The sequence below is a fragment of the Teichococcus aestuarii genome (assembly GCF_003116135.1).
Lineage (GTDB): Bacteria > Pseudomonadota > Alphaproteobacteria > Acetobacterales > Acetobacteraceae > Pseudoroseomonas > Pseudoroseomonas aestuarii.
On the sequence record NZ_PDOA01000008.1, the window covers coordinates 103,929 to 129,546 of the forward strand.

21 protein-coding genes are annotated in these 25,618 nt (G+C 73.0%); 7 read left to right on the top strand and 14 right to left on the bottom strand.

The features are described 5' to 3' along the window. The first annotated feature begins 140 nt into the window (after positions 1–140). The gene (locus tag CR165_RS13550) at positions 141–2,291 is read left to right on the top strand and encodes a TonB-dependent siderophore receptor (RefSeq protein WP_109517602.1); all 2,151 of its coding nucleotides are present in this window, start codon (positions 141–143) and stop codon (positions 2,289–2,291) included. A gap of 4 nt (positions 2,292–2,295) precedes the next feature. Here the strand turns inward: CR165_RS13550 and CR165_RS13555 are convergent, their stop codons facing one another. The 4 genes from CR165_RS13555 to CR165_RS13570 form a co-directional block, all read right to left on the bottom strand. Continuing rightward, on the bottom strand, positions 2,296–3,408 hold the full coding sequence (locus tag CR165_RS13555) for an ABC transporter substrate-binding protein (RefSeq protein WP_109517534.1): 1,113 nt from the start codon (positions 3,406–3,408) through the stop codon (positions 2,296–2,298). Positions 3,409–3,495: 87 nt separating this feature from the next. After that, positions 3,496–5,139 (bottom strand): ABC transporter substrate-binding protein, encoded by a 1,644-nt coding sequence (locus CR165_RS13560; RefSeq protein ID WP_219929749.1) that lies wholly within the window; start codon positions 5,137–5,139, stop codon positions 3,496–3,498. Positions 5,140–5,209: 70 nt separating this feature from the next. Then, entirely contained in the window at positions 5,210–6,382 is a 1,173-nt protein-coding gene (locus tag CR165_RS13565) for a CaiB/BaiF CoA transferase family protein (RefSeq protein WP_109517535.1), read from the bottom strand. 71 nt (positions 6,383–6,453) lie between these two features. After that, positions 6,454–7,842 (bottom strand): ABC transporter substrate-binding protein, encoded by a 1,389-nt coding sequence (locus CR165_RS13570; RefSeq protein WP_109517536.1) that lies wholly within the window; start codon positions 7,840–7,842, stop codon positions 6,454–6,456. 417 nt (positions 7,843–8,259) lie between these two features. Here CR165_RS13570 and CR165_RS13575 point away from each other — a divergent pair, with 417 nt between their 5' ends. The 5 genes from CR165_RS13575 (at position 8,260) to CR165_RS13595 (ending at position 14,789) form a co-directional block, all read left to right on the top strand. Further along, entirely contained in the window at positions 8,260–8,946 is a 687-nt protein-coding gene (locus tag CR165_RS13575; RefSeq protein WP_245906402.1) for a GntR family transcriptional regulator, read from the top strand. Next, a complete protein-coding gene (gene acnA / locus CR165_RS13580) occupies positions 8,943–11,582 on the top strand; it encodes an aconitate hydratase AcnA (RefSeq protein WP_109517538.1) in 2,640 nt (879 codons plus the stop codon). Before CR165_RS13575 ends, acnA begins: the two co-directional genes overlap by 4 nt. After that, complete coding sequence (locus CR165_RS13585) at positions 11,579–12,730, top strand: 2-methylaconitate cis-trans isomerase PrpF family protein (protein WP_245906403.1); 1,152 nt, start codon at positions 11,579–11,581, stop codon at positions 12,728–12,730. The genes acnA and CR165_RS13585 overlap by 4 nt, the downstream gene beginning before the upstream one ends. Before the next feature lie 85 nt (positions 12,731–12,815). After that, positions 12,816–13,778, top strand: a complete 963-nt coding sequence (locus CR165_RS13590) for a tripartite tricarboxylate transporter substrate binding protein (protein WP_109517539.1) — start codon at positions 12,816–12,818, stop codon at positions 13,776–13,778. A 39-nt stretch (positions 13,779–13,817) separates the two neighbouring features. Further along, positions 13,818–14,789, top strand: coding sequence for a tripartite tricarboxylate transporter substrate-binding protein (locus CR165_RS13595; protein WP_109517540.1), 972 nt, complete (start codon positions 13,818–13,820; stop codon positions 14,787–14,789). A 53-nt stretch (positions 14,790–14,842) separates the two neighbouring features. Here the strand turns inward: CR165_RS13595 and CR165_RS13600 are convergent, their stop codons facing one another. The 10 genes from CR165_RS13600 to CR165_RS13645 form a co-directional block, all read right to left on the bottom strand. Beyond that, on the bottom strand, positions 14,843–15,799 hold the full coding sequence (locus tag CR165_RS13600) for an ABC transporter permease (RefSeq protein WP_109517541.1): 957 nt from the start codon (positions 15,797–15,799) through the stop codon (positions 14,843–14,845). Further along, entirely contained in the window at positions 15,796–17,316 is a 1,521-nt protein-coding gene (locus CR165_RS13605; protein ID WP_109517542.1) for a sugar ABC transporter ATP-binding protein, read from the bottom strand. The genes CR165_RS13600 and CR165_RS13605 overlap by 4 nt, the downstream gene beginning before the upstream one ends. Before the next feature lie 6 nt (positions 17,317–17,322). Beyond that, on the bottom strand, positions 17,323–18,285 hold the full coding sequence (locus CR165_RS13610; RefSeq protein ID WP_109517605.1) for a sugar-binding protein: 963 nt from the start codon (positions 18,283–18,285) through the stop codon (positions 17,323–17,325). Positions 18,286–18,436: 151 nt separating this feature from the next. Beyond that, positions 18,437–19,207, bottom strand: coding sequence for an SDR family NAD(P)-dependent oxidoreductase (locus tag CR165_RS13615; RefSeq protein ID WP_109517543.1), 771 nt, complete (start codon positions 19,205–19,207; stop codon positions 18,437–18,439). 167 nt (positions 19,208–19,374) lie between these two features. Then, positions 19,375–20,232, bottom strand: coding sequence for an HpcH/HpaI aldolase/citrate lyase family protein (locus tag CR165_RS13620; protein ID WP_109517544.1), 858 nt, complete (start codon positions 20,230–20,232; stop codon positions 19,375–19,377). Beyond that, on the bottom strand, positions 20,229–20,693 hold the full coding sequence (locus tag CR165_RS13625; protein WP_109517545.1) for a MaoC family dehydratase: 465 nt from the start codon (positions 20,691–20,693) through the stop codon (positions 20,229–20,231). The genes CR165_RS13620 and CR165_RS13625 overlap by 4 nt, the downstream gene beginning before the upstream one ends. A gap of 19 nt (positions 20,694–20,712) precedes the next feature. After that, positions 20,713–21,879 (bottom strand): acyl-CoA dehydrogenase family protein, encoded by a 1,167-nt coding sequence (locus CR165_RS13630; RefSeq protein ID WP_109517546.1) that lies wholly within the window; start codon positions 21,877–21,879, stop codon positions 20,713–20,715. Between the two features lie 3 nt (positions 21,880–21,882). Further along, positions 21,883–23,019, bottom strand: a complete 1,137-nt coding sequence (locus tag CR165_RS13635; protein ID WP_109517547.1) for a CaiB/BaiF CoA transferase family protein — start codon at positions 23,017–23,019, stop codon at positions 21,883–21,885. After that, entirely contained in the window at positions 23,016–24,008 is a 993-nt protein-coding gene (locus CR165_RS13640; RefSeq protein ID WP_109517548.1) for a Bug family tripartite tricarboxylate transporter substrate binding protein, read from the bottom strand. The genes CR165_RS13635 and CR165_RS13640 overlap by 4 nt, the downstream gene beginning before the upstream one ends. Then, positions 24,005–24,412 carry a cupin domain-containing protein gene (locus tag CR165_RS13645; protein WP_109517549.1) on the bottom strand — a complete coding sequence of 136 codons (408 nt, stop codon included), beginning with the start codon at positions 24,410–24,412 and terminating at the stop codon, positions 24,005–24,007. The genes CR165_RS13640 and CR165_RS13645 overlap by 4 nt, the downstream gene beginning before the upstream one ends. Before the next feature lie 109 nt (positions 24,413–24,521). Between CR165_RS13645 and CR165_RS13650 the strand changes: the two genes are divergently transcribed. Then, complete coding sequence (locus CR165_RS13650; RefSeq protein ID WP_109517550.1) at positions 24,522–25,499, top strand: LysR family transcriptional regulator; 978 nt, start codon at positions 24,522–24,524, stop codon at positions 25,497–25,499. Positions 25,500–25,618: the final 119 nt, after the last annotated feature.

Sequence of the window (25,618 nt, forward strand, 5' to 3'; positions counted from 1 at the left end):
GCGGCCCCGGGACGGCGTGCCTTTTCCGCATCAATGGCGGCGCCATGCAGGGCTTCGCGCGGCAATCGTTTGCGATTAATTATCACTTGAATTAAAGCGCCGGCATCTCCGACCCTTTCCCAGGTGCCGAGCCGATGGCCATGTCCTTGCGTCGCTACCGTTTTCTCTCCCTGGCCCCGGTGCTGCTGGCGCTCTCGGCCGGCGCCCTGGCGCAGGAGGCCGGCCCCTCCCCGCTCACCCAGGGCGGCGCCATCCTGCTGCCCATGGTGGACGTGCAGGGCCAGCGGGAGACGGCCACCGGCCCGGTGCAGGGCTTCGTCGCCGGCCGCGCCGCCGGCGCCACCAAGACCGACACGCCGCTGATCGAGACACCGCAGGCCATCACCGTCATCACACGGGACCGCATCGACGCCCAGGCGGTGCGCAGCGTGGAGGAGGCGCTGCGCTACGCCCCCGGCGTCACCGCCGGCCTCTCCGGCTTCGACCCGCGCTTCGATTCCGCGCGCATCCGCGGCTTCGACGCGCGGCCAAGCCAGTATCTCAACGGGCTGCGCCTGCTGCGCCAGTTCGGCCCCACCAGCATCGAGCAGTACGGGCTGGAGCGCATCGAGATCGTGCGCGGCCCCTCTTCCGTGCTCTACGGGCAGACCGTGCCGGGCGGGCTGATCAACCTGGTGAGCAAGCGGCCGACCGAGACGCCCTTCGGCGAGGTCAACCTCTCCGCCGGCAACAATGACCGCTTCCAGGGCGCCTTCGACCTGGGCGGGCCGCTGGACGAGGCCGGGCAGTTCTCCTACCGCGCAACCGGGCTGGTTCGGAACAGCGACACCGATGTGGATCACGTCGGCGACGACCGCTACTTCTTCGCCCCCGCCCTCACCTGGCGGCCGGATGGCGAGACGCGCGTCACCCTGCTCGGCTCCTACCAGTACGACCAGGGCGGCTCGCCCATCGGCCTGCCGGCGCAAGGCACGCTGCTCTACAACCCGAACGGCAAGATCCCGCGCAGCCGCTATGCCGGCGAGGAGGATTTCAGCCGCTCCGACGTCACCACCACCACGCTGGGCTGGGACATCGAGAAGCGCCTGAACAGCGTCTTCACGCTGCGGCAGAACACCCGCTACACGCACAACACCGTCAAGTACGACACCATGTACGCGACCGGCTTCCAGCCGGACCTGCGGACGCTGAACCGCGGCACCCTGGTGCAGCGCGAGCGCTCCGACACGATCAACCTCGACACCGGCCTGCAGGCCGATTTCAGCACCGGCCCGGTGGTGCACAAGGTGCTGGCGGGTGTCGATGTGCGGCAGTACTGGGGCCGCTACGAGACCTATTTCGGCACCGGCCCGTCGGTCGACATCTTCAACCCGGCCCGGGGCCTTGCGGTGCCGGACTCGCGCCGCGCCCCCTTCTACGCCCTCAACCGCAACGACGACCTGCACCAGTTCGGCCTCTACCTCCAGGACCAGATGCGCTGGAACAACTGGATCCTGCTGCTGGGCGGGCGGCAGGACTGGGCCGGCAGCGAGCAGACCTCCCGCCTGAACGACAACCGCGTCACGCAGAACGACAACGCCTTCACCGGCCGCGCCGCGCTGATGTACGCGGCGCCGAACGGCCTCTCGCCCTATGTCAGCTATTCCACCTCCTTCGACCCGATCGCCGGCTCGACCGCCGGCGGCGAGGCCTTCCGCCCCACCGAGGGCCGGCAGTACGAGATCGGCCTGAAGTACCAGCCGCCGGGGATGAACAGCTTCTTCACCGCCTCGGCCTTCGACCTGACGCAGACCAACGTCACCACCCGCGACCCGGTGGTGCCCGCCGCGCAGGTGCAGACCGGCGAGATCAACGTGCGGGGGCTGGAGCTGGAGGCGGTGGCCAGCCTGGCCGAGGGGCTCAGCCTGATCGCCAGCTACACCTACATGGACGCCGAGATCACCAGCGACAACGGCGGCAGCCAGGGCAACCGCCCGGCGCTGGTGCCGGAGCACATGGCCAATCTCTGGGGCCAGTACCGCTTCCAGGAAGGCAGCCGCCTCGCCGGCTTCGGCCTCGGCGGCGGCGTGCGCTACATGGGCAATTTCTACGGCGACAATGCCAACGCGTACCGCACCCCGTCCGTCACGCTGCTCGACGCCTCGGTGAGCTATGAGTGGGACCGCTACAAGCTCTCGGTGAATGCCAGCAACCTGGCGGACAAGGAGTACGTCTCCTCCTGCACCGGCGCCAACTACTGCTACTACGGTCCTGGGCGGACGGTGATCGCCAACCTCGCCTATCGCTGGTGAGGCGTCACGCCGCCGTCCAGAAGGTGCCCTGCCAGGGGACGGCGGCGAAGCGGGCGTTGATCTCGGCCAGCGTCGCCGCCGGATCGAGCGTGGCGGCGAGGCCGGGGTAGAGCCAGCCCGCCATCGCCTCCAGCGCCACCACGTTCAGCGCCGTGCCGCCGAGATAGTTCCACAGGCCGAAGGCGCGGCCATGGCGCACCGCCGGCAGGTGCGCCAGCTCCGGCGCGCGCAGCGCTTCCGCGAGGCTGCGCCGCGCCACCTCCGGCGCCACCCCCCAGCCCAGGCGCAGCGCGGCGCTGCCCTCCGGCGGCTGCGCCATGCCGGTGCCGATATAGACCTCCGGCTCCGTCACCAGCACCTGCTCGACCGAGAGGTTGCCGCCCGAGGGCCCGGGAAGCTGGCCTTCCGCCGCGTTGCGCCCGCCCAGCGCCGCCACCAGCTCCCCCCCGCCCTGGTCCCCCGCCACCCAGCAGCAGGGCCAGCGGCCGGGGAAGGCCTGCAGCAGCACGGCGGGGCCGGGCCGGCCGGCCACGGCGCGGCGCACCGCCTCCAGCCGCGCCGTGTAGAAGGCGGCATATGCGGCGGCGGCCTCGCGCCGGTCCAGCACCTCGGCCAGCAATCGCAGCGAGGGCAGCGCGCGGCTGAGGGGGTTGATGAAGAAGTCGATGAACACCACCGGGATGCCGGCCCGCTCCAGCGTGCGCAGCGCCTCCGCGGTGCCGGGGCGGCGGTGCTGCCAGGCGGCCATCAGCACCAGATGCGGCGCCAGGGCGATCAGCCGCTCCAGCGGCAGGTCCTCACCCACCTGCCGGGTCAGTTCCGGCACGGCGTCCAGCCCGGGGAAGCGGGCGGCGAGCGCCGCCATCGCGCCGGGGTCGATGCGCCGCAGGTCGCCGCCCATGCCCACCAGCAGCGGCACCGGGTCGGGGTGGATCAGCGACAGGTTCAGCAGCACGGCGCTCTCGGCGGCCACCACACGGCGCGGCGGGCGCGTCAGGGTCACGCCGCGCCCCACCATGTCGGTGACGCTGCGCGGCCAGCCGGCCTGCGCGAGCGCCGGGCGGGCCAGGGGGGCGGTTGCCAGCGGCAGGGCCAGGATGCTGCGGCGGTGGAGCATGGTCGGGCGGCCTCCTCGCGGTCTGGCCGCCCCTAGCAGCGCGGGCGCCCGCCCTCAAGGGGCCGGCCCCTCGCCGCCACGGACGCCTCAGCCCAGCGTCGTCAGGTCCTGGAACCAGTGCTGCGCCTGGGTGTAGCCGGCCACCTTGCCGCTCATGGCGTGCGGGTTGGTGTCGTGCACCACGAAGACCAGCAGCGCCTCGTCCACCACGCGCTGGTGCACCTGGGACATCAGCCGGTCCTGCGCCTCGGTGTCGAAGCTGGTGACGGCCTCGTCGATCAGCCGGTCCACCTCGGGGTTGCCGTAGTGGCTCCAGTTCACGCCGGTGGGCGCCACCTGCTTCGAGTGGAAGAAGCGGATCAGCGCGTAGAGCGGGTCGGAGGTGACATAGGCGACATTGTTGGCGGTGACGCCATTCTGCTTCGCCAGCTCCCCCGCCGCGCCCTGGCGCCAGGCGGTGTAGAGCACCTCCAGCTCCACCGGCACCAGCTCGATCTCCAGCCCCACCTCGCGCATCGCCTGCTGGCAATACTCGTTGATCGGCATGGAGAGCATCTGGCCGGAGCCGCCGGTGGCCACCAGGAATTTGGTCTTCAGCGGGTTGCGCGGGCCGAAGCCGGCCTCGGACACCAGCTTGCGCGCGGCGTCGGGGTCGTACGTCACCTGGAAGGAGGGCTTGCCGAACCAGGGGGAGGAAGGATCGACCACGCCCACCGCCGGCTTGGCCAGCCCGTTCATCAGCGCCACCACCTCCTCGCGGTTGATGGCGAGGTTGGCCGCCTTGCGCAGCCGCAGATCCCGCCAGGGCGAGCCCTCGAGCTGCGAGAGATGGTAGTTCCACACATGCGGCGTGACGTTCTCGACGATCCGCATGCCGCCCGCCCGGAGCTGCGGCACGAGGTCCGGCGCCGGGGTCTCGATCATGTCCACCGCGCCGCTGATCAGCGCGTTGGTGCGCATCACCGCGTCCGGCGCGCAGACGAGGATGACGCGCTCCGCCTTCGGGATGCGCGCCGGGTTCCAGTAGCGCGTGTTGCGCACCAGCTCGGCGCTGGCGCGCGGCACCAGGCGGGCGAGGCGGAAGGGGCCGGTGCCGGAAGGCTCGAAGGCGAATTTCTGCCAGTCCCGCCCGAGCTTCTCGTACTGCGCCGGCGAGGAGATCAGGAACCAGAGCATCTGGTAGGGGAAGAGGCTGTCCACCGCCTTGGTGGTCACCTCCACCGTCATGTCACCGAGCTTGCGCCAGGCGGCGACGGAGGGCAGGCGCGGCCGCACCTGCGCCGCCTGTCGGTTGTCGAAATGCGGCGCCTGCGGGTTCATCACCTTCTCGAAGTTCCAGATGACGGCATCCGCGTCGAAGGCGCTGCCATCGTGGAAGGTGACGCCCTGGCGCAGGGTGAAGACCCAGCGGCGGCGGTCGGCCGGGTCGGTCTCCCAGGCCGTGGCGAGGCCGGGCACCAGCCGGCCGGGGCGGTCGGCCACGTCCATCTCCCACGCCACCAGCGGGTCGTAGAGGGTGTGGCCGGTGAACTGGTAGGCGCCGGCGCCGCGGTCCGGCTGGCCGGTGGTCTGCGGGATGTCGGCCATCGAGATGCCGTAGCGCAGCGTCCGGCCGCTGCCCGGGCTTTGCGCAAGGGCCGCCCGCACTGCACCAGGGAGAGGCAGGCCGCCCAGGCCGCCAATCATGCCGCTGGCGCCAGCCGCCATCAGGCCACGACGGGAGAAGCTCATCTCGGTGCTCCGGCAGAATGAGAAAGGTCTCTGCCGGAGGCTTGAGCAATTCGCGTGCCGGGCGGCCCTCTCAGGCCGGCTGCGTCACCGCGAACTCGGCCCGGATCGCCGCGGTGTGCTCGCCGATGGCGGGCACCGGGCCGAAGGCGGGGCTGGCCACGCCGTCATGGATGGCGGGCGGCGCGACGATGGACGCCATGCCGCCCGGCGTGGCCACGTTCACCCGGCGCAATGCCGGGTGGTTCACCAGGTCCGCCACCTCGTTGACGAAGCCATAGGCGGTGCCGGCCGCATCCAGCCGCGCCGCCACCTCGGCACGGGTCAGCCCCGCGAATACGGCGGCGACGCGCCCGTCCACCACAGCGCGGTTGGCGACGCGGGCATTGTTGCTCTCATAGCCCGGCTGCTTCGGCAGCTCCGGCTCCTGCATCACCGTCGTGCAGAATTTCTGCCACTCGCGCTCGTTCTGGATGGAGAAGAGCACCAGCGAGCCGTCGGATGTCTCGAAGGCGCCATAGGGGCAGATGGAGGGGTGGGCGAGGCCGACGCGCTTCGGCGCCTGGCCGGTGCCCTCGAAATACAGCAGCGGCACGTTCATCCAGTCCGCCATGCCGTCGAACAGGCTGATCTCGAGGCGCCGCCCCTCGCCGGTGAGGGAGCGGGCGATCAGCGCCTCCAGCACCGCCGCGTAGGAGGCCATGCCGCAGGCGATGTCGCAGACCGAGACGCCGACGCGCCCCGGCCCCGCCGGGTGGCCGGTGATGGCGGCCAGCCCGCTCTCCGCCTGCACCAGCAGGTCGTAGGCCTTCATGCCGGCGTAGGCATGGCCGGCGCCGTAGCCGGAGATGTCCACGGTCACGAGGCGCGGGTAGCGCCGCCGCAGCTCCTCCGAGCCGAAGCCGGCGCGGGCGGCGGCGCCAGGGGCGAGGTTCTGGATGAACACATCCGCGCGCTCCAGCACCCGGTGCAGCAGCGCCGCGTCGTCCGGTGCCTTGATGTCGGCCACCAGGCTCTGCTTGCCGCGGTTGAGCCAGACGAAGTAGCTCGACAGCCCGTGCACGGCGGCGTCGTAGCCGCGCGCGAAATCCCCCTCCGGCCGCTCGATCTTGATCACCCGCGCCCCGGCATCGGCAAGGCGGGAGCTGCAATAGGGGGCGGCCACCGCCTGTTCCAGCGTCACCACCAGCAGCCCCTCGAGCGGCTTGCGGGGGGTGGCGCGGTCGGGTGCGGTCTGAGCGGTCATGAGCGGGACGGTTCCTGTTGCTGTCGCGGTCGGGATGCGCGGGGGCGCGGCGGCGCCCCCGCGCCTTGGCCTCAGCGGAAGGCCACGGGCTGGGGCAGCTTCTCCAGCATGTCGGGCTTCAGGGTCTTCAGCCACTCGGTGCTCTTCTGCCCCACCGGCGTCGTCACCGAGGCGGCGGGGAAGACGACCATGTCGGTCATCACCGGGAAGGGGTAGCGGTCGCTGTGCAGGGTGGTGCCGATCAGCTGGTCCTCCAGCCCCTGCCCGTCCTCGCGGATCGTCACCTGCCCGGTGAGCGAGGGGAAGGTGAGGCCGCGGAAGGCGGCGGTCAGCTCCGCGTCGGTCGGCCACTGGCCGCCCTTGGCGGCGATCGCCTTCTCATAGCCGGCCTTCATGGCGTTGATCGCCTGCGCCATGTGGTGGGTCGAGTAGATCGGGTAGCTGTCGAAGCGCTTGCGGTAGTTCTCGGTGAAGCTCTTCAGCTTGTCGGCGTCCTTGGGCGAGGGGTGCAGGAACCAGTGGTCGCCGCGCGCGCCGATGATGTGCCCGGCGGGCAGCGCCTTGCCGACGCGCTCGAGCGAGGATTCCGCCAGCGGCAGCACGAAGGTGCTGCGCTCGAACAGCCTGCGGTCGGCCGCCTGGCGGATGAAGGTGTCGAGGTCGCCGCCCCAGGTGGTAGAGAAGATGACATCCGGCCGCAGCGCCAGCAGGCGGGTGATCTCGCTCGAGAAGTCGGTCGCGCCGAAGCGCGGGAACAGCTCGGCCGAGACGCGCACGCCGGGCTTCAGTGCGTTCATCGCGGTGCGCCAGATCTCCCAGGAATCGCGGCCCCAGGCATAGTCCTGGTTCACCACGGCGAGGCTGCGGAAATCCGGCTTCACCTTCAGCAGGTAGAGCAGCGCCGCCAGCACCTCCGGCGTGGCATTGGCCTGCGGGCGGTGCGCATAGCCGTAGGTGCCATCCTCGAAGACGCGCTGGGTGCCGCAATCCCACAGCAGGGTGGGGCGCTTCAGCTCGTCGGCGAGCGGCGCGCAGGCCAGGCAGTCCGCCGAGGAGATGCCGGCGAAGATCATCTGCACGCCTTCGCTCTGCACCAGCCGGCGGTACTCGCCGACGAAGTGGTCGACGCCCGGCCCCTCATCGACATAGATCGGCCGCACCTTCACCCCGGCGATGCCGCCGGCGGCGTTCAGCTCCTCGATCAGCATGTCGGCCGCCTGCCGCGCCGGCACGCCGAAGACGCTGGCGGGGCCGGACAGGTAGGTGGCGATGCCGAGCTTGATCTCCGCCGGCTTCTGCGCGGCGCCCTGGGCATGGGCGGGGCGGCCGGCCAGCGCCAGGCCACCGATGCCGAGCCCGCCCAGCAGCACGCCGCGGCGGGAGAACGGGGTGGTGGCCGGGGCGGTCGCGAGGGCGGCGGACACCTCGGCGGGCTCCGTCCGGGCAGGCGGCTTGGTCATGAACTGATCTCCTCCGGATGCGGCCGTTTCACGGCTCTACCGGCCCAGACTGGCATCAAACCGCCCGCCGGTCCATCGGCGCGGCTTCGCTCCGGCGGCCCTCGCCAGGCACCCGCGCCAGGCTGCGGCGCCAAGCTGCGGCGCCAGGCTGCGGCGAGGGAGCCTCCTGGCCCCCGAGGCCAGCATGCCGCACCGGCAGCCCGGCACCGCAGGGCCGGCGGGCCGCTTCCTGCCACAGACGCCACTGGCAAGGCCGCGGGCGGTAGCTCGGCCGGGCCTGCAGGTTCGGCCCGGGGAAGGGCCGGAATCCGCCCGAAAAATCTGTCGACAATCTGCGTCGATGTGCTGGGCCGCTTCGGGAATACGTGCCATTCTCGGTCGATCATGGAAGAGATTGTCGACACCAGGGCGCCAGAGGTGTCCCTTCCCGCGGATGGGGCGCTGGAGCGGGCGCTGTTCCAGCGGCTGAGTGAGGCGATCATCCGGGGCGAGATCCCGCTCGGTGCCAAGCTCAGCGAGCCGGCGCTCTCGCGCCAGTACGGCGTCAGCCGCGGGCCGCTGCGCGAGGCGCTGAACCGGCTGGAGGAGCGCCGGCTGGTGGAGCGCACGCCCCGGCTCGGCGCCCGCGTCGTCAGCCTCTCGGCCACGACCTTCCGCGAGATCTACGGCGTGCGCGAGGCGCTGGAGGGCCTGGCCGCTCGCGCCGCCGCCCATGCCATGGGCGAGGCGGACCTCGCCCGGCTGCGCGCCATCCTGGCCCGGCAGGAAGCCAGCCTGGAGGGGGATGGCGAGCACGCCCCCAACGCCCTCGGCGGCATGGACGAGGATTTCCACGTCGCCATCGCCCGCGCCGCCGGCAACGGGCTGCTGATCGGCCTGCTCTGCGGCGACCTCTACCAGCAGCTCCGCCTCTACCGCTCGCAGCTGCGCAAGGTGGCGGGGCGCGGGCGGCGCGCCGTCACCGAGCACCGCCGCATCCTCGACGCCATCGAGGACCGCGACCCCGAGATGGCCGAGTGGCAGATGCGCCGCCACATCGCCGCCTCCTACACGGCCCTGGCGCCGCTCCTGGGCCCCGCCGCCTCCGAGGACCTTGCCGAATGACCCCCTACCGCACCCTCCACGCGGGCGGCCGCGACCACGCCATCATCGACCTGCCGGCCATCGTCGGCGAGGACCGGCTGTGCGCTCTCCCCTTCAGCCTGCGCGTGCTGCTGGAGAACCTGCTGCGCCACCAGGACGGCGACACCGTCACCGAGGCCGAGATCGGCGCCGTGCTGGCCGCCGCCGGGGGCGAGGCCCGCCCGGCCGACATCGCCTTCCGCCCCGCCCGGGTGCTGATGCAGGACTTCACCGGCATCCCCGGCCTCGTCGACCTCGCCGCGCTGCGCGATGCCTTCGCCGCGCGCGGCGGGGATCCGCGGCAGGTGAACCCCGGCATCCCCGTCGACCTGATCGTCGACCACTCGCTGATCGTCGACCATGCCGGCGCGCCGGATGCCATGGCGCGCAACGTCGCCAACGAGTATCGCCGCAACGCCGAGCGCTACGCCTTCCTGCGCTGGGCGCAGGGCGCCTTCGGGAATCTGCGCGTGGCGCCGCCGGGCGGCGGCATCCTGCACCAGGTGAACCTGGAGCACCTCGCCCGCGTGGTCTGGACGCGGGAGGAGGGCGGCCGCAGCCTGGCCTACCCCGACACGCTGGTGGGCACGGACAGCCACACCACCATGGTCAACGCCCTCGGCGTGCTGGGCTGGGGGGTGGGCGGCATCGAGGCGGAGGCGGCGATGCTCGGCCAGCCCCTGGTGTTCCGCCTGCCGGAGGTGGTGGGGGTGCGGCTCACCGGGCGGCTGCCCGCTGGCACCACGGCCACCGACCTGGTGCTGGCGCTGACCCAGCGGCTGCGGGCGGTCGGCGTGGTGGAGAAGTTCGTCGAGTTCACCGGCCCGGCGCTGGATGGCGCGCTCACCCTGGCCGACCGCGCGACGCTGGCCAACATGGCGCCCGAATACGGCTCCACCTGCGGCTTCTTCCCCGTGGACCGGGTGACGCTGGACTACCTCGCCGCCACGGGGCGGGATGCGGCGCAGCTCGATCTGGTGGAGGCCTGCTGCAAGGCCCAGGGCCTGTGGCGTGAGCCGGGCGCGCCGGAGCCGCGCTTCGCCACGCTGGTGGAGTTCGACCTCGGCACGGTGGAGCCCTGCGCCGCCGGCCCGCGCCGGCCGCAGGACCGCGTGGCGCTGCCCGCCCTCCCCGCCAGCCTGACCGATTTCTCGGGGCGCGCGGCGGCGCATGGCTGGGAGGATGGCTTCGGCGATGGCGCGGTGGTGCTGGCCGCCATCACCTCCTGCACCAACACCTCCAACCCGGCGCTGATGGTGGGCGCCGGGCTGCTGGCCCGCAACGCCGTGGCGCGCGGCCTGACGGTGCCCGCCTGGGTGAAGACCTCGCTCACCCCCGGCTCCCGCGTGGTGGCGCGCTACCTGGAGAGCAGCGGGCTGCAACAGGATCTCGACGCGCTGGGCTTCCACCTCACCGGCTTCGGCTGCGGCAGTTGCGGCGGCAATTCCGGCGCGCTGGCGGAGGAGGTGGCGGCACGCATTCGCGAGAAGGAGCTGGTGGCCTGCGCCGTGCTCTCCGGCAACCGCAACTTCGAGGGTCGCATCCACCCGCAGGCGCGGGCGGGCTACCTGATGTCGCCGCCGCTGGTGGTGGCCTATGCCCTGGCCGGCCGGGTGACGCTGGACCTGACCGCGGAGCCGCTGGGCCATGACCGGGAGGGCCGCCCCGTCATGCTGCGCGAGCTGTGGCCGGAGGCGGCGGAGATCGAGGCCGTGCTGCGCGGCGCCGTCTCGCCGGCGACCTACCGCGCCGAATACGCCAGCCTCTTCGCCGCCGATGCCGAATGGCGCGCCCTGCCCGTGGCCGGCGAGACGCGCTTCGCCTGGGCGCCCGGCAGCACCTATATCCGCCGCCCGCCCTACTTCGACGGGCTGCCCGCCGCCGAGGCCGCGCCGCAACTCTCCGGCGCCCGCCCGCTGCTGATCCTGGGCGACGGCATCACCACCGACCACATCTCGCCGGTCAGCGCCATCCCGGCCAGCTCTCCGGCGGGCGGCTTCCTGGCGGCGCATCAGGTGCCGCCGGGCGAGTTCAACGCCTATGGCGCGCGGCGCGCCAACCACGAGGTGATGATGCGCGGCGCCTTCGCCAACATCCGCATCCGCAACGAGATGCTGCCCGGCCAGGAGGGCGGCCTGACCCGCCACGCGCCGAGCGGCACGGTGATGAGCGTCTATGACGCCGCGCTGCGCTACCGTGAGGAGGGCGTGCCGCTGGTGGTGGTGGCGGGGCGCGACTACGGCGCCGGCTCCTCGCGCGACTGGGCGGCGAAGGGGCCGGCGCTGCTCGGCGTGCGCGCCGTCATCGCCGAGAGCTTCGAGCGCATCCACCGCTCCAACCTCGTCAGCATGGGCATCCTGCCGCTGGAATTCACCGGCGGCGCCACGCGGCACAGCCTGGGGCTGGACGGCACGGAACGCTTCGGCATCGAGGCGCTGGACGAGCAGGCGCAGCCCGGCGCCCTGTTGCGCGCCACGCTGCACCGGGCCGACGGACAGACGGAAATCCTGCCGCTGCGCTGCCGGCTGGACAGCGCCTATGACCGCCGCGTCTGGCGGGCGGGCGGCATATTGCCCTTCATGCTGCGGGCCCTGGTGGCGCGGGGGGTGGCGGCGTGAGGCGCCTGGCCCGGCTGCCGGCCGTCTACATGCGCGGCGGCACCAGCCGCGCCCTGTTCTTCCACAGCCGCGACCTGCCGGCCGAACGCGCCGAGTGGGATGCCATCTTCCTCGCCGCCCTCGGCAGCCCGGACCCGAACGGGCGGCAGCTCGACGGCATGGGCGGCGGCATCTCCTCCCTCTCCAAGATCGCGGTGATCGGCCCGCCCAGCCGCGCCGATGCGGATGTGGACTACACCTTCGCCCAGGTGCAGGTGGACGCGCCGGTGGTCGGCTACCGCGGCAATTGCGGCAACATCTCCTCCGCCGTCGGCCCCTTCGCGGTGGAGGAAGGGCTGGTGCCGGCCACGGGCGACGAGGCGGTGGTGCGCATCCACAACACCAACACCGGCAAGATCATCGTCGCCCGCTTTCCGCTGGAGGGCGGGCTGCCGAGGCTGGAGGGGGATTTCGCCTTGCAGGGCGTGGCCGGCACGGCGGCGCCCATCCGCCTTGCCTTCACCGATCCGGGCGGCGCCGCCACGGGGCGCCTGCTGCCCAGCGGGCGGGTGACGGACACGCTGGAGATCCCCGGCCTCGGACCGCTGGAGGCCTCGCTGGTGGATGCGGCCAATCCGGTGGTGTTCGTCGCCGCCGCCGCGCTGGGGCTGGAGGGCACCGAAAGCCCCGCCGCCCTCTCCACGCCGGAGCATATCGGCCGCTTCGAGGCGGTCCGCGCCGCCGCCGCGCTGGCGATGGGGCTGGTGGAGACGCTGGAGGAAGCGCGCACCCGGCTGCGCAACCTGCCGCAGGTGGCGCTGCTCGCCGCGCCGCGGGATGCCCCCGCCGCCGATGGCTCCACCCTGCCGGCCGGGGCCATGGACATCCTGGTGCGCATGATCTCCGCCGGGCAGCCGCACAAGGCCACGCCGCTCACCGGCGCCATGTGCCTGGCCGTGGCGGCGCGCATTCCCGGCAGCCTGGCGCAGCGTCTGGCCCGGACGCGCGGCGCGGCGGAGGATCTGCGCGTGGCGCACCCTTCCGGCATCCTGCCGGTGACGGCGCGCACGCGGCTGCAGGACGGCGCACTGCTGGCCGAGGAGACGGTGGTCTACCGCACCGCGCGCCGGCTGATGGAGGGGATGGTGGTCTACCCCGCCCCCGGCTGAACCGGATTTCCGCGCGCCCCGCCAGGCCGGCGGCAGACCGGCGACGGGGCGCGCGCCTGCCAGAAGCAACGAGGAAACATCCATCATGCAACGCCGCCCCCTGCTGGCCGCCGCGGCCGCCCTGCCCTTCCTGGGGCTGGGCGCCCGTGCCCGCGCCGCCGAGATCATCCAGAGCCTCGCCATGTTCATCCCCGCCGCGCCCGGCGGCGGGTGGGACGGGCTGGGCCGCGCCATCGAGCATGTCGGCGTCGGGGCCGGGCTCGTCGGGCGCTGCCAGTTCGAGAACCTGCCGGGCGGCGCGGGCACGGTGGGGCTGGCCCGCTTCGTCACCAGCCGGCGCGGCCGGGCGGACAGCCTGCTGGTCTGCGGCGCCAGCGTGGTGGGCTCGGCCATCGCCAGCAAATCGCCGGTCAGCCTGAAGGACGTGGTGCCCGTGGCGCGGCTGACCGAGGAGGCCGCCGTCATCGTCGTGCCCGCCGGCAGCGAGTTCCGCGACATCCGCCACTTCGCCGAGGCGCTGCGGCAGGAGCCGCGCGGCATCCCGATCGCCGGTGCCGGCGGCGGCACGGTGGACCATGTGGCGCTCGGCCTGCTGTTCCAGGCGCTGGGCCGCAAGCCGCTGGAGGCGCAGTTCGTCTCCTTCCCCGGCGGCGGCGCCACGCAATCGGCGGTGATCGGCGCGCAGGTGAAGGCCGCCGTCGCCGGCTGGGGCGAGTTCTCCGAGCAGGTGGCGGCGGGGCGGGTGCGGGCGCTGGCCACCACCGGCACGCGCCGCCTGCACCCCGAGGTGCCAACCCTGCGCGAGAGCGGCTACGACGTGACGGCCACCAACTGGCGCGGCCTGTTCGCCGCCCCCGGCGTGGCGGAGGAGGTGCGGCGCCGCCTCGTGGCCTTTGCCGAGGCGCTGCACGCCACCCCCGCCTGGGGCGAGATGCTGCGCAAGCGCGGCTGGGACGACGCCTTCCTCACCGGCGAGGCCTTCGCCTCCTTCATCGCCAAGGACCAGGCGGACACCGAGGGCGTGCTGAAGGCGATGGGCCTCGCCTGAGGCCCGCCCCGAGCGATCTCACAGGGACAGGAACAGCCCATGCAACCCCTCCTCCGCCGCCGCGCTGCCCTGGCGGCCGGCCTCGCCCTCGCCGCGCCCGCCGTGGCGCGGGCGCAGCGCCCCTGGCCGGATGGCCCCATTCGCATCGTCGCGCCCTTCCCGCCCGGCGGCAGCGCCGACCTGATCTGCCGCCTGCTGCAGACCCCGCTGCAGCAATCGCTCGGCGTGCCGGTGGTGGTGGAGAACAGGCCGGGCGCCAGCGGCGCGCTGGGCACCGCCAGCGTGGCCCGCGCCGCACCGGACGGGCAGAGCTTCGTGCTGGTGTTCGACACGCATGTGGTGAACCCCGCCCTCAACCCCACCCTCGGCTTCACGGCGAAGGACCTGCGCGCGGTGATGCTGGTGGCCACGGCGCCGATGCTGGTGGCCACCGCCACGGCCAAGCCCTGGGCGACGCTGGAGGCCGTCATCGCCCAGGCGAAGCGGGCGCCGGAGAGCGTCAGCTACGGCACCGTCGGCATCGGCAGCCTGGCGCACCTGACCATGGAGCGGCTGCAGGACGCCACGGGCTGCCGCATGGTGCACGTGCCCTATCGCGGCGGCGGCCCGATGAGCGCCGCCGCCTCCTCGGGCGAGGTGGACCTGGCGGTGGCCAGCGTGGTGGGGCTGGGCGGGCAGGTGGGCACGACGCTGCGCGCCCTGGCGCAGACGGGCGAGGCGCGCTCCCCCCTGCGGCCGGGCATCCCCACCCTGATCGAGAGCGGCGTGGCCGGCGTTTCCGCCCGCGCCTTCTGGGGGCTGCTGGCGCCGGCGGGCGTGCCGGACGCGGTCATCGGCCGCTTCCACGCCGCCCTGCAGGAGGCGCTGCGCCAGCCCGCCCTGCGCCAGCCGCTGGAGAGCCAGGGGGTGGACGTGGTGGCCTCCACCCCGGAGGCGTTCGAGACCTTCCTGGCGGAACAGGCGAAGATCTGGACCGCCGTGGTGCGCGAGAAGAAGATCTCGGCCAACTGAGGGCGGCCGGGGGAGGCCGCGCGCTTCCCTCCTGGCCTCCAGATGCTGGCCCTTCAGGCACCGGCCAGCGCCGCCTTGCGCCGGCCGAATTGCTGGTCGGCCAGCACGCCGAGCAGGATGACGCTGCCCATCACCGCGAAGTTCAGCGAGGAGGGGATGCCGAGGATGTTCACCAGGTTCTGCAGGATCTGCAGCAGCACCGTGCCGAGCACGATGCCGAGCACGCTGCCCTCCCCCCCGCGCAGCGAGCAGCCGCCCAGCACCGCCGCGGCGATGGCGTAGAGCTCGTAGAAATTGCCGAAGGAGGAGGGCGAGACGGAGCTGGTGTAGAACACCAGCAGCACGGTGGAGAGCCCCGCCAGCAGCCCGCCCAGCAGGTAGGCGCCGACCACCACCGCGCGCGTGTCGATGCCCGAGTGCCGCGCCGCCTCCTCGTTGCGCCCCACCGCGTAGAGGTAGCGGCCGAACACCGAGCGGTGCAGCAGCACCCCCACCACCAGCGCCACCACGAGCAGCGCCAGGAAGGGGTGCGGGATGCCGAAGCTGCGGCCGGAGGCGAGCCAGGTGAGCGTGTCGAGGTCGCCGGCATAGCCGAAGCCCATCGTGCCGTCCTGCGTGTAGTAGCGGGCGGCGCCGCGGTAGATCAGCAGGCCGCAGAGGGTGACGACGAAGGGCTGCAGCCCCAGCCGCGTCACCAGCACCCCGTGCAGCGCGCCGAGCAGCAGCCCCGCCACCAGCACCACCAGCACGGCGAAGGGCCAGAACAGTTCGTAATTCACCAGCAGGTCGACGAAGACGACGCCGAGCAGCGCCAGCATCGCCCCCACCGAGAGGTCGATGCCCGCCGTGATGATGATCAGCCCCTGGCCGATGCTGAAGATGCCGAACAGGCCGATGAGGTTGGCCATGTTCAGCAGGTTGACGGTGGAGAGGAAGAGCGGGTTGAGGAAGGCGGTGATGGCGCCGATCACCACCAGCAGCGCGCCGAGGCCGAGGTCCTTGCGGTTCACGCGGCGGCCTCCTCGCCCTGGCCGATGGCCAGGCGCAGCACCGCCTGCTCGCTGAACAGGTCGCGGTCCAGCATGCCGCTGATGCGGCCCTCATGCATCACGGCGATCCGGTCGGAGACGCCGATCACCTCTTCCATGTCGCTGGAGATCATCAGGATGGCCACCCCCTCGTCGGCCAGCGCGCGCATCAGCGCGTAGATCTCGCCCTTGGCGCCGGCATCGATGCCGCGCGTCGGCTCGTCGAACAGGATCACCCGCGGCGCCATGCTGAGCCACTTGGCCAGCACCACCTTCTGCTGGTTGCCGCCCGAGAGCGTGGCGGCGACGACGCCGACATGCGGCGCCTTGATCCGCAGGGAAGCCACCTGCCGCTCCGCCGTGGCGGCCTCCTTCCGCCGGTCCAGCAGGAACAGCCGCGCGAAGCTGTGCAGCGAGGCGAGGCTGACATTCTCGGCGATGGGCATGGAGAGCACGAGGCCCGCCGCCTTGCGGTCCTCCGGCACCAGGTAGAGGCCGGCGCGCACCGCGTCGCGCGGCGAGGCCAGGCGCAGCGGCCGCCCGTCCAGCAGCACCCGCCCGCCGCGCGGCGGGTCGAGCCCGAACAGGGCGCGGGCCAGCGAGGTGCGCCCGGCCCCCACCAGCCCGGCCAGCCCCAGGATCTCGCCCGCGCGGATCTCCAGATCCGCCCGCGCCTGGGGGAAGGCTTCCGTCACCAGCCCCTCCGCCGTCAGCCCGCCCGGCCCGGGGGCGCGGCGCGGCGGCGTGTAGAGGGCGCGCAGCTCCCGCCCGATCATCAGCCGGATCATCGCCGCGTGGCCGATCTCGCCGCGCTCCAGCGTGCCGGCGAGCTTCCCGTCGCGCAGGCAGACGACGCGGTCGGCGCAGTCGACGATCTCGGCCAGGCGGTGGGTGATGTAGATGATGGCGGTGCCCGCGGCGCGCAGCTCCTGCACCACGGCGAGCAGCCGCGCCGTCTCCGACAGCGTCAGCGAGGAGGTCGGCTCGTCGAAGATGATGATGCGCGCCTCGGCCGCCAGCGCCTTGGCGATCTCGACGAGCTGGCGCTGCGCGATGGAGAGCGCGGCCAGCGGTGTCTCGGGCGCGAAATCGGCGCCGAGCCGCGCCAGCAGCGGCCGCACCCGCGCAGCCGCCGCGCGCCGGTCGAGCAGGCGCAGCGGGCCGCCGCGCAGCGGCTCGCGCCCGAACAGCACGTTGGCCGCCACGTCGAGGTTGTCGAAGAGGTTCAGCTCCTGGTGCACGAAGGCGATGCCGGCGGCCTGCGCGTCGGGCACGGTCAGGCGGGGCCATTCCCGCCCCCCCACCACGATGCGCCCGGCGCTGGGGGCGACGACGCCGCCCAGCACCTTCATCAGCGTGGACTTGCCGGCGCCGTTCTCGCCGATCAGCCCGAGCACCTCCCCCGGCCTCAGCCGCAGGCTCACATCGTCCAGCGCCCGCACGCCGGGATAGCTCTTGCTGATGCCCTCGAGCGACAGGATCGGGGCCACCCCGTCCATGGCGGCCTACCGGCTCCGCAGCAATTCGCGCATCTGCGCCTGGAACTCCTGCACGTTGCTCTTGTCGATGATGCGGGTGGGCACGATGATCTGCTTGTTCTCGGGGATGAAGGAGCGGTCCCCCTCCAGGTACTTCACCATGCCGACCATGCTGCGGTAGCCGAACTCGTAGGGCTGCTGCACCACGGTGGAATGGATGGTGCCGTCCGCCACGCCGCGCAGCGTCAGCCCGTCCTCGTCGAAGCCGACGATGCGGACCTTGCCCTCGCGCCCCGCGCCCTTCACCGCCTGGTAGATCTGCGGCGTGTTGTAGGCCCACAGCCCGACCATCAGGTCGATGTCGTCGCGGCGCGCCAGCGTGTCCTCGACATTGCGCTTGGCGCGCGCCATGTCGCTCTCATCGGTGCGGATGTCGGCCACCTCGATGTTGCCGCCCTGCAGCGCCTCGCGGATGCCCTGCACGCGCTCGCGCGCATTGTCGGCGTCCATGGTACCGACGAAGAGCATGGCCTTGCCGCCCTGCGGCAGCGCCGCCTTCATCTGCCGCCCGGCCTCGCGCCCGGCGGCGACATTGTCCGTGCCGATATAGACGGCGCGGTTGCTGTTGGGCGCGTCGCTGTCGGTGGTGAACAGCACCGCCTGGGCGGCGGCGCGGTTCAGCATGTCCGTGCTGTTGCCGGGGTTGATGGCGGAGATGGCAATGCCGGCGACACGCCGCGCCAGCAACTCGTCCACGATGCGGCGCTGCTCGGCGGCGCTCGCCTGGGCGGGGACGATCATCTCCATGTTGTATTGCGGGTATTCGCGGTTCGCCTTCTCGATGCCGCGGCGCGCGATGGTCCAGAAATCGGCCGAGACGTTGACGACGAAGGCGAGGGTCTTCTTGTCCTGCGCCGCCGCGCCGCGCGGCAGGGCGGCGGCGGAAAGCGCGAAGGCGGCCGGGGCGGCCAGCAGGCTGCGGCGTTGCATCATGTCCCTCCCAGGACGTTGAGGCCCGGCTCCCTCTCGTTCGGCGGGGGAGTCTCGGGCCGGTCAGGCCAGCGGAGGAATTTGGCCCCGAGGGCCAGCCGCGCCGCCAGCCGAAGCTGGCGGCGGCATCATCACCTTTCCGCGAATGGCCTCAGGTCCAGCCGCCATCGACGACGAATTCCTGCGCCGAGCACATGGCGGAGGCGGCGGAGGCGAGGAACAGCGCCATGTCGGCGATGTGCGCCGGCATCACCCGCCCGGCCAGCACCTGCCCGGCCTCGATCTCTCGCTCCGCCTCCGGCGTCACCCAGAGCGAAAGCTGGCGCTCGGTCATCACCCAGCCCGGCACCAGCGTGTTCACGCGGATGCCCTGCTTGCCGTAGTCCCGCGCCAGGCCGCGGGTCAGCCCGTGCACCGAGGCCTTGGCCATGGTGTAGGCGGGCATGCCGCCCTGCCGCAGCTTCCAGCTCACCGAACCGAAATTGACGATGGAGCCGCCGCCCGCCCGCTGCATCTGCGGCAGGATGGCCTGCGCGGCGAAGAACAGCGGCCGCTGGTTGATGGCCATGCGGTCGTCCCAGTATTCCGGCGTCACCGCCTCCGGCTCGTGGCGCTGGTCGTTGGCGGCGTTGTTCAGCAGCACGGTGATGTCGCCATGCGCCGCGGCGGCCCTGGCGATGGCGGCGCGCAGCGCGGCGATGTCGCGGATGTCGCAGGGCAGGAACAGCGGCGCCACGGCCCCGTCCAGGGCGGCAACCCGCTCCGCCAGGGCGCGGCTCGCCTCATCGGCGATGTCGACGAAGGCAACGCGGGCGCCCTGCCGCGCGAAGGCCTCGGTCAGCGCGGCGCCGATGCCGCTGCCGCCGCCGGTGATGAACACGCTGCGGTCGCGCAGGTCGGGATAGATGGCATTGGGGGTCATGGCGTCTCCTGCCGGCGCTGCTGCCCCGGCGCCCGGAGGCGGCGCCCCTTCGGGCGGGGCCGCTTCCTGGCGGGGGTCGCCGGCAGCATGCGTCCGCGCGCCGCTCCAGGCCAGGGCGATCTCGCCCACGGCCATGACAGGGTGGAGAGGGCGGCGCGGCGCCCGCCTCAGCCCTCCACGCTCTGCAGGATGCGCCGGGCCAGCCGCAGGTGCAGCCCCTCGATCATCCGCCCCTCCAGCGAGAGCACGCCCTGGTCCGGGCTCGCCGCGAAGGCCGCCACCACCGCGCGCGCCCAGCGCTGCCGCTCCGCATCCGGGGTGAAGGCGGCGTTCACCGGCGCGATCTGCGCGGGGTGGATGCAGAGCTTGCCGGCGAAGCCGTCGCGCGCCGCCTCCGCCGCCTCGCGCGCCAGCCCCTCGGCGTCGCGCGGGTCGGGGTGGGGGGTGTCGAGCGCGGGCAGGCCGGCGGCGGCGGCGGCCAGCAGCATCGCCGCCCGCGCCTGCCGCACCGGCGCGGCATAGGCCCCCGCCGCGTCGCGCGGGGTGACGCCGATGTCGGAGGAGAGGTCCTCCGCGCCGAAGCACAGCGCCCGCAGGCGGGGCGGCGCGCCGCGGTAATCCAGCCCGTGCAGCGAGGCCGCCGTCTCCGTCACCAGCGCCAGCACGGCGGTGCGGCCCGGTGCCTGTCCCGCCGCCACCTCCAGCGCCTCCAGGTGGTGGTCGAGCGCCAGGATGTCGGCCATGCCGGCGCATTTGGGCAGCATCACCGCCGCCGGCGCCCCCGGCAGCACCGCCGCCAGATCCTCCAGGTACCAGGGCGTGCCGCGCGCATTCACCCGCACCACCACCGGGCGGCCCGCCAGCCCCGGCAGCATCGCCGCCAGCGCGGCGCGGGCGGCCTCCTTGGCCGCGGGCGCGACGGAATCCTCCAGGTCCAGCACCACGCCATCGGCCAGGCCGTCCAGCGCCTTTTCGATCTTGCGCGGCGAATCCCCGGGCGCGAAGAGCAGGCTGCGCAGCCTCATGCCGCGCCCTTCGCCGGGCGGCGGCGCATCAGCGCGGCGCGCTCGCAGCTTGCCACCACCTCGCCGCGCTGATTGTAGGCCTCGTGCCGCAGCGTGACGATGCCGGCATCGGCGCGCGAGCGGCTGGGCCGCGCCGAGACCACCGTGCTGCGCACGCCGAGCGTGTCGCCGGCGAAGACCGGCACGGGGAAGCGCACATCCGTCATTCCGAGATTGGCGATGGCGGTGCCGTTGGTGGTGTTGTGCACGCTCATGCCGATCATCAGCCCGAGCGTCAGCAGCGAGTTCATCAGCGGCTGGCCGAACTCGCTGTCCTTCATGAACTCGGCGTCCAGGTGCAGCCGCGCCACGTTCATCGTCATGCCACAGAACAGCACGTTGTCGGCTTCCGTCAGGGTACGGCGCCAGCCGGCGTCGATCTCCAGCCCCTCGGTCAGCTCCTCGAACCACAATCCGCCCATCGGTCTTCCTTCCCGCGCTTCAGTAGGATTTCGGCAGCCCCAGCACCTTCTCCGCGATGAAGCAGAGGATGAGCTGGGGGCTGACGGGCGCGATGCGCGGGATCATCACCTCGCGCAGGAAGCGCTCCACATGGTATTCCTTGGCGTAGCCGAAGCCGCCATGCGTCATCACCGCCTGCTGGCAGGCGCGGAAGCCGGCCTCGGCGGCGAGGTACTTGGCGGCATTGGCCTCGGCCCCGCAGGAGAGGCCGCGGTCGTAGCGCCAGGCCGCCTGCAGGATCATCAGCCGCGCCGCCTGCAATTCCATCCAGTTGGCGGCCAGCGGATGCTGGATCGCCTGGTTCTGCCCGATCGGCCGGCCGAACACGCGCCGCTCCCGCGCATAGGCGGTGGCCCGCTCGAGCGCCACGAAGCCGAGCCCCACCGCCTCGGCCGCGATCAGGATGCGCTCCGGGTTCAGCCCGTGCAGGATGTACTCGAAGCCGCGCCCTTCCTCGCCGATGCGGTCCTCCTCCGGCACTTCCAGCCCGTCGAAGAACACCTCGTTGGAATCCACCGCCTTGCGGCCCATCTTCTCGATCTCGCGCACCGAGACGCGGCTGCGGTCGAGCGTGGTGTAGAACAGGCTCAGGCCCTCGGTGCGGCGCTTGACCTGCTCGATCGGCGTGGTGCGCGCCAGGATCAGCGCCTTCTCCGCCACCTGCGCGGTGGAGATCCAGATCTTCTGGCCATGGATCACGTAGCGGTCGCCGCGCCGCTCGGCGCGGGTGCGAAGGCGGGTGGTGTCGAGCCCCGCATCCGGCTCGGTGACGGCGAAGCAGGCCCGCTCCTTCCCCTGGATCAGCGGCGGCAGCATCCGCCGCTTCTGCGCCTCGCTGCCGAACACCACCACCGGGTTCAGCCCGAAGATGTTCATGTGCACGGCGGAGGCACCGCTCATGCCGGCGCCGGATTGCGAGATGGCCTGCATCATGATGGCCGCCTCGGTGATGCCGAGGCCGGCGCCGCCATATTCCTCCGGCATGCAGATGCCGAGCCAGCCATCCCGCGCCATGGCCTCGTAGAATTCCTGCGGGAAGCCGCCCTCGCGGTCGTGCCTGAGCCAGTACTCGTCGCCGAAGCCGGCGCAGATGCGCGCGGCGGCGTCGCGCACCGCCTCCTGCGCCTCGGTCAGGGTGAAGTCCATGGCTCAGGGTCTCCCGGCGGGTTGCGACCAGAGGGCGGGGGCGGCGGGGTCCAGCGGCGGCGGCGGGCCGGGCTCGGCCGGCGGCGTGCCGGACCAGCGGCCGAGCGGCGCCGGGCTGCGCAGCACCCGCCCATCCGGCATCTCCACGCGCCGCCAGAAGCCGGTGGCCGCCAGGTGCGGGTCGTCCAGCAGGCCGGGGATGTCGTTCACCGGGGCCACGGGGATGTCGGCGTCGGAGAGGCACGCCATCCACGCCGCCGTGCCGCGCTCCAGCAGCGCCTCGGCCACGCGGCCATAGGCGTGGTCGATATGGGCCTGGCGCGCGGCGTGGGTGGCGAGGCGCGAATCCTCCGCCAGCTCCGCCTCGCGCCCCACCAGGGCGAAGAAGCGGCGCCAGTGCGCATCGGTGTAGAGCAGCACGGCGATCCAGCCATCGGCGGTGCGGTAGGGGCGGCGCTGCGGTGACATCAGCCGGGCATAGTGCGGCCCGCCCTCGGGCGGGTCGAAGCTCAGCCCGCCAAGATGGTCGCCGGCCACGAGGTCGGCGAAGGTCTCGAACATCGGCACCTCCACCTCCTGCGCGATGCCGGTGCGCTCGCGGCAGGCCAGCGCCGCCATCACGGCGAAGGCGAGATGCGCGCCCACCACGCGGTCCGCCAGCGTCAGCGGCACATAGGCCGGGTCGCCGCCGCGCGCCGCACCGATGGTGGCGGCGAGCCCGCCCGCCGCCTGGATCAGGTCGTCATAGGCCGGGCGGGCGGCGTAGGGGCCGCCCGCGCCGTAGCCATAGGCGCAGGCGACGATCAGGCGGGGGTTGGCCTCCGCCAGGTCCTGCCGCCGCAGGCCGAGCCGGGCGGCGGCGTCGGGGCGCATGTTGTGCACCAGCACGTCCGCCTCCGCCGCCAGCCCGCGCAGCGCCGCCTGGCCCTCCGGCGACTTCAGGTCGAGCACCACGCCACGCTTGCCGCGGTTGAGGTGGGCGAACATCGCGCCCCCCTGCCCGGCGCGGCGCAGCACGTCGCCCTCCGGCGGCTCCACCTTCAGCACCTCGGCGCCGAGGTCGGCCAGCAGCCGGGTGGCATAGGGGCCCATCACCACGGTGCTGGCATCCAGCACCCGCAGCCCGGCGAGCGCGGTCATTCCTTCTCGATCCCGGCGGCCTCGATCAGCTCGCGCCACTTCACCAGCTCGGCGCGGACGAAGGCGTCGAGCGTCTCGGGCGGGCCGGAGAAGGCCTCGAAGCCGAGGGCGGCGAAGCGCTTCTGCACCTCCGGCCGCTCCACCGCGCGGCGGATGGCGGCGTTCAGCGTCTGCACCACCGGCGCGGGCAGCCCGGCCGGGCCGAACACGCCATTCCAGGAGGTGATGTCGAACCCCGCCAGCCCGGCCTCGGCCATCGAGGGCATGTCGGGCATCAGCGCCGAGCGTTCCTTCGTGCTCATCGCCAGGGCGCGCAGCTTGCCGGCCTGCACATGCGGCAGCCCCGCCGCGAGGTCGACGAACATGCAGGTCACGCGGCCGGCCATCACGTCCGTCATGGCGGGCGGCGTGCTGCGATAGGGCACGTGCAGCATCTCCACGCCGCCCATCCGCGCCATGGTGGCGCCGGCGACGATGCCGGTGCTGTTGCCGCTGGCGTAGGAGAGCCGGCCGGGCTGGCGCCGCGCCAGCGCCAGCAATTCCTCCACGCTGCGCGCCGGTACCGCTTCCCCCACCACCAGCATGAAGGGCAGGTTGCCCATGCGCGCGATGGGGGTGAAGTCGGCCACCGGATCGTAGTCGATCCGCTTCATCAGCGAGGGGTTGGCGGAATGGCTGGTGTTGGTGGTCATGAACAGGGTGTGGCCGTCCGGCGCGGCGCGCGCCGCCGCCATGGCGGCGATGGTGCCGTTGGCGCCGGCGCGGTTCTCCACCACCACGGGCACCTCCAGCGTCGGCCCCAGCAGCTCGGCCAGGATGCGCGCCACGGCGTCGGTGCCGCTGCCGCCGGCGAAGGGCACCAGCAGCGTCACCGGGCGCTGCGGCTTCCACGCCTCCGCGCGGGCGGGCCGGGGCAGCAGGGGCAGGGCGGGCAGCGCGGCGGCGGCGGCCAGCAGGGCGCGGCGGCGCGCCAGGGGGGCGGCGCTCATGCGTGGCCTCCCGCGCGGCGCACCACCTTGGCCGGGTCCTCGCCATAGGGCGGCGAGTAGATCACCAGCACCTGCACCGGCTCCTCGCTCACCACGGTGAAGATGTGCTCCTCGCCGGCGGGGAAGAAGCACATCTCGCCCGGCCCGATCTCGCGGCTCTGGCCGCACACCTCGGCGCGGGCGCGGCCGGCGAGCATGTAGCAGGCCTGCTCCATGCCGGGATGCGCGTGCGGCAGCGCCCCCTGCCCGCCCTCGATGGTGCCGAGCAGCACCTCCATCCGCGTCGCCCCCACCGTCTCGGGGGCGATCAGGCGGCGGTTCACCGTGCCGGTGTGGTTGGCGGGGCTGTAGCCGGGCACATCCTCCGGCCGCACGAAATAGCTGCGCTGCGGGGTCTCGGGCATCGGTTCCTCCTGGCGCCGGGCTTGCCGCCGGCTGTCTTCGCTGGAAATTCCGGACCCTGCGGGGCCATAAATCAATTGAAAATTTTTGCTCCCCCTATAGATATTTTTTATGACCGTTACCCTGAAGGGCCTGCGCGCCTTCAACACCGTCCTGCGCTACGGCAGCTTCACCCGTGCCGCCGGGCTGCTGCACATCACCCAGCCGGCGCTGACGGTGCAGATCCGGCAGCTGGAGGCGGCGCTCGGCCTGCGCCTGCTGGACCGCACGCCGCAGGGGGCCGAGCCCACCGCCGCCGGGCGCGAGCTGGCCCGCAGCCTGGAGCCGCTGCTGCGCGAGCTGGACCACACGGTGAGCAGCCTGCAGGACCTGGCGGCGCGGCGGCGCGGCGCGGTGCGGCTGGCGGCGCTGCCCTCGGTGGCCTCCGGCCTGCTGCCCGGCGCCATGGCACGGCTGCGCGCCACCCACCCCGAGCTGCGCGTGCGGCTGCATGAGGCGGTGACCGGGCAGATCTACGAGATGGTGCGGGCCGAGCAGGTGGATCTCGGCATCGCCACGGACCTGGCCCCGGGCGGCGAGCTGTCGGTCGATCCGCTGTTCCGCGACCAGATCCTGGCCCTGCTGCCGCCGGACCACGCCCTGGCCGGCCTGGCGGCCATCCCGCTGGCGCGGCTGGCCAAGGAGCGGCTGCTGCTGCTGGAGCCCGACAGCAGCATCCGCCGCCTGGTCGACGAGGCCTTCGCGCGCACGGGGCGGATGGTCACGCCCGCGCAGGAGGCGGTGCACACCGGCACGCTGGTGGGCATGGCGCGGGCCGGGCTGGGCATCGCGCTGGTGCCCTCCACGGCGGCGGAGCTGCGCATGGCGCCGGAGCTGGCGGCGCGGCCGCTGGGGCCGCCCGGCATCCGGCGCATGGTGGGGCTGGTGCGGCGCAGCGGGCGCTCCCTGCCGCCGGCGGCCGAGGCGCTGGCCGAGGCGCTGCGGGCCGAGGCCGCCCTGCTGGCACCATCCGGCCAGCCCTCCGGCCCGCCGCCCGCCGCGCCCCGCCGGACCGGCCGCCCCAGGCCGGTTCCGCCGCAGGAAGGCTGAGAAGCGCCGCGCCGGCAGCGGACCTAGCGCCCTGCCCGCGCCCGGCTGGACACCCGCCGGCCGGAAACCGTATGAGGTCTCGCCAGAAACCTCATACTCCATGCCCGCGAGGCCGGCCC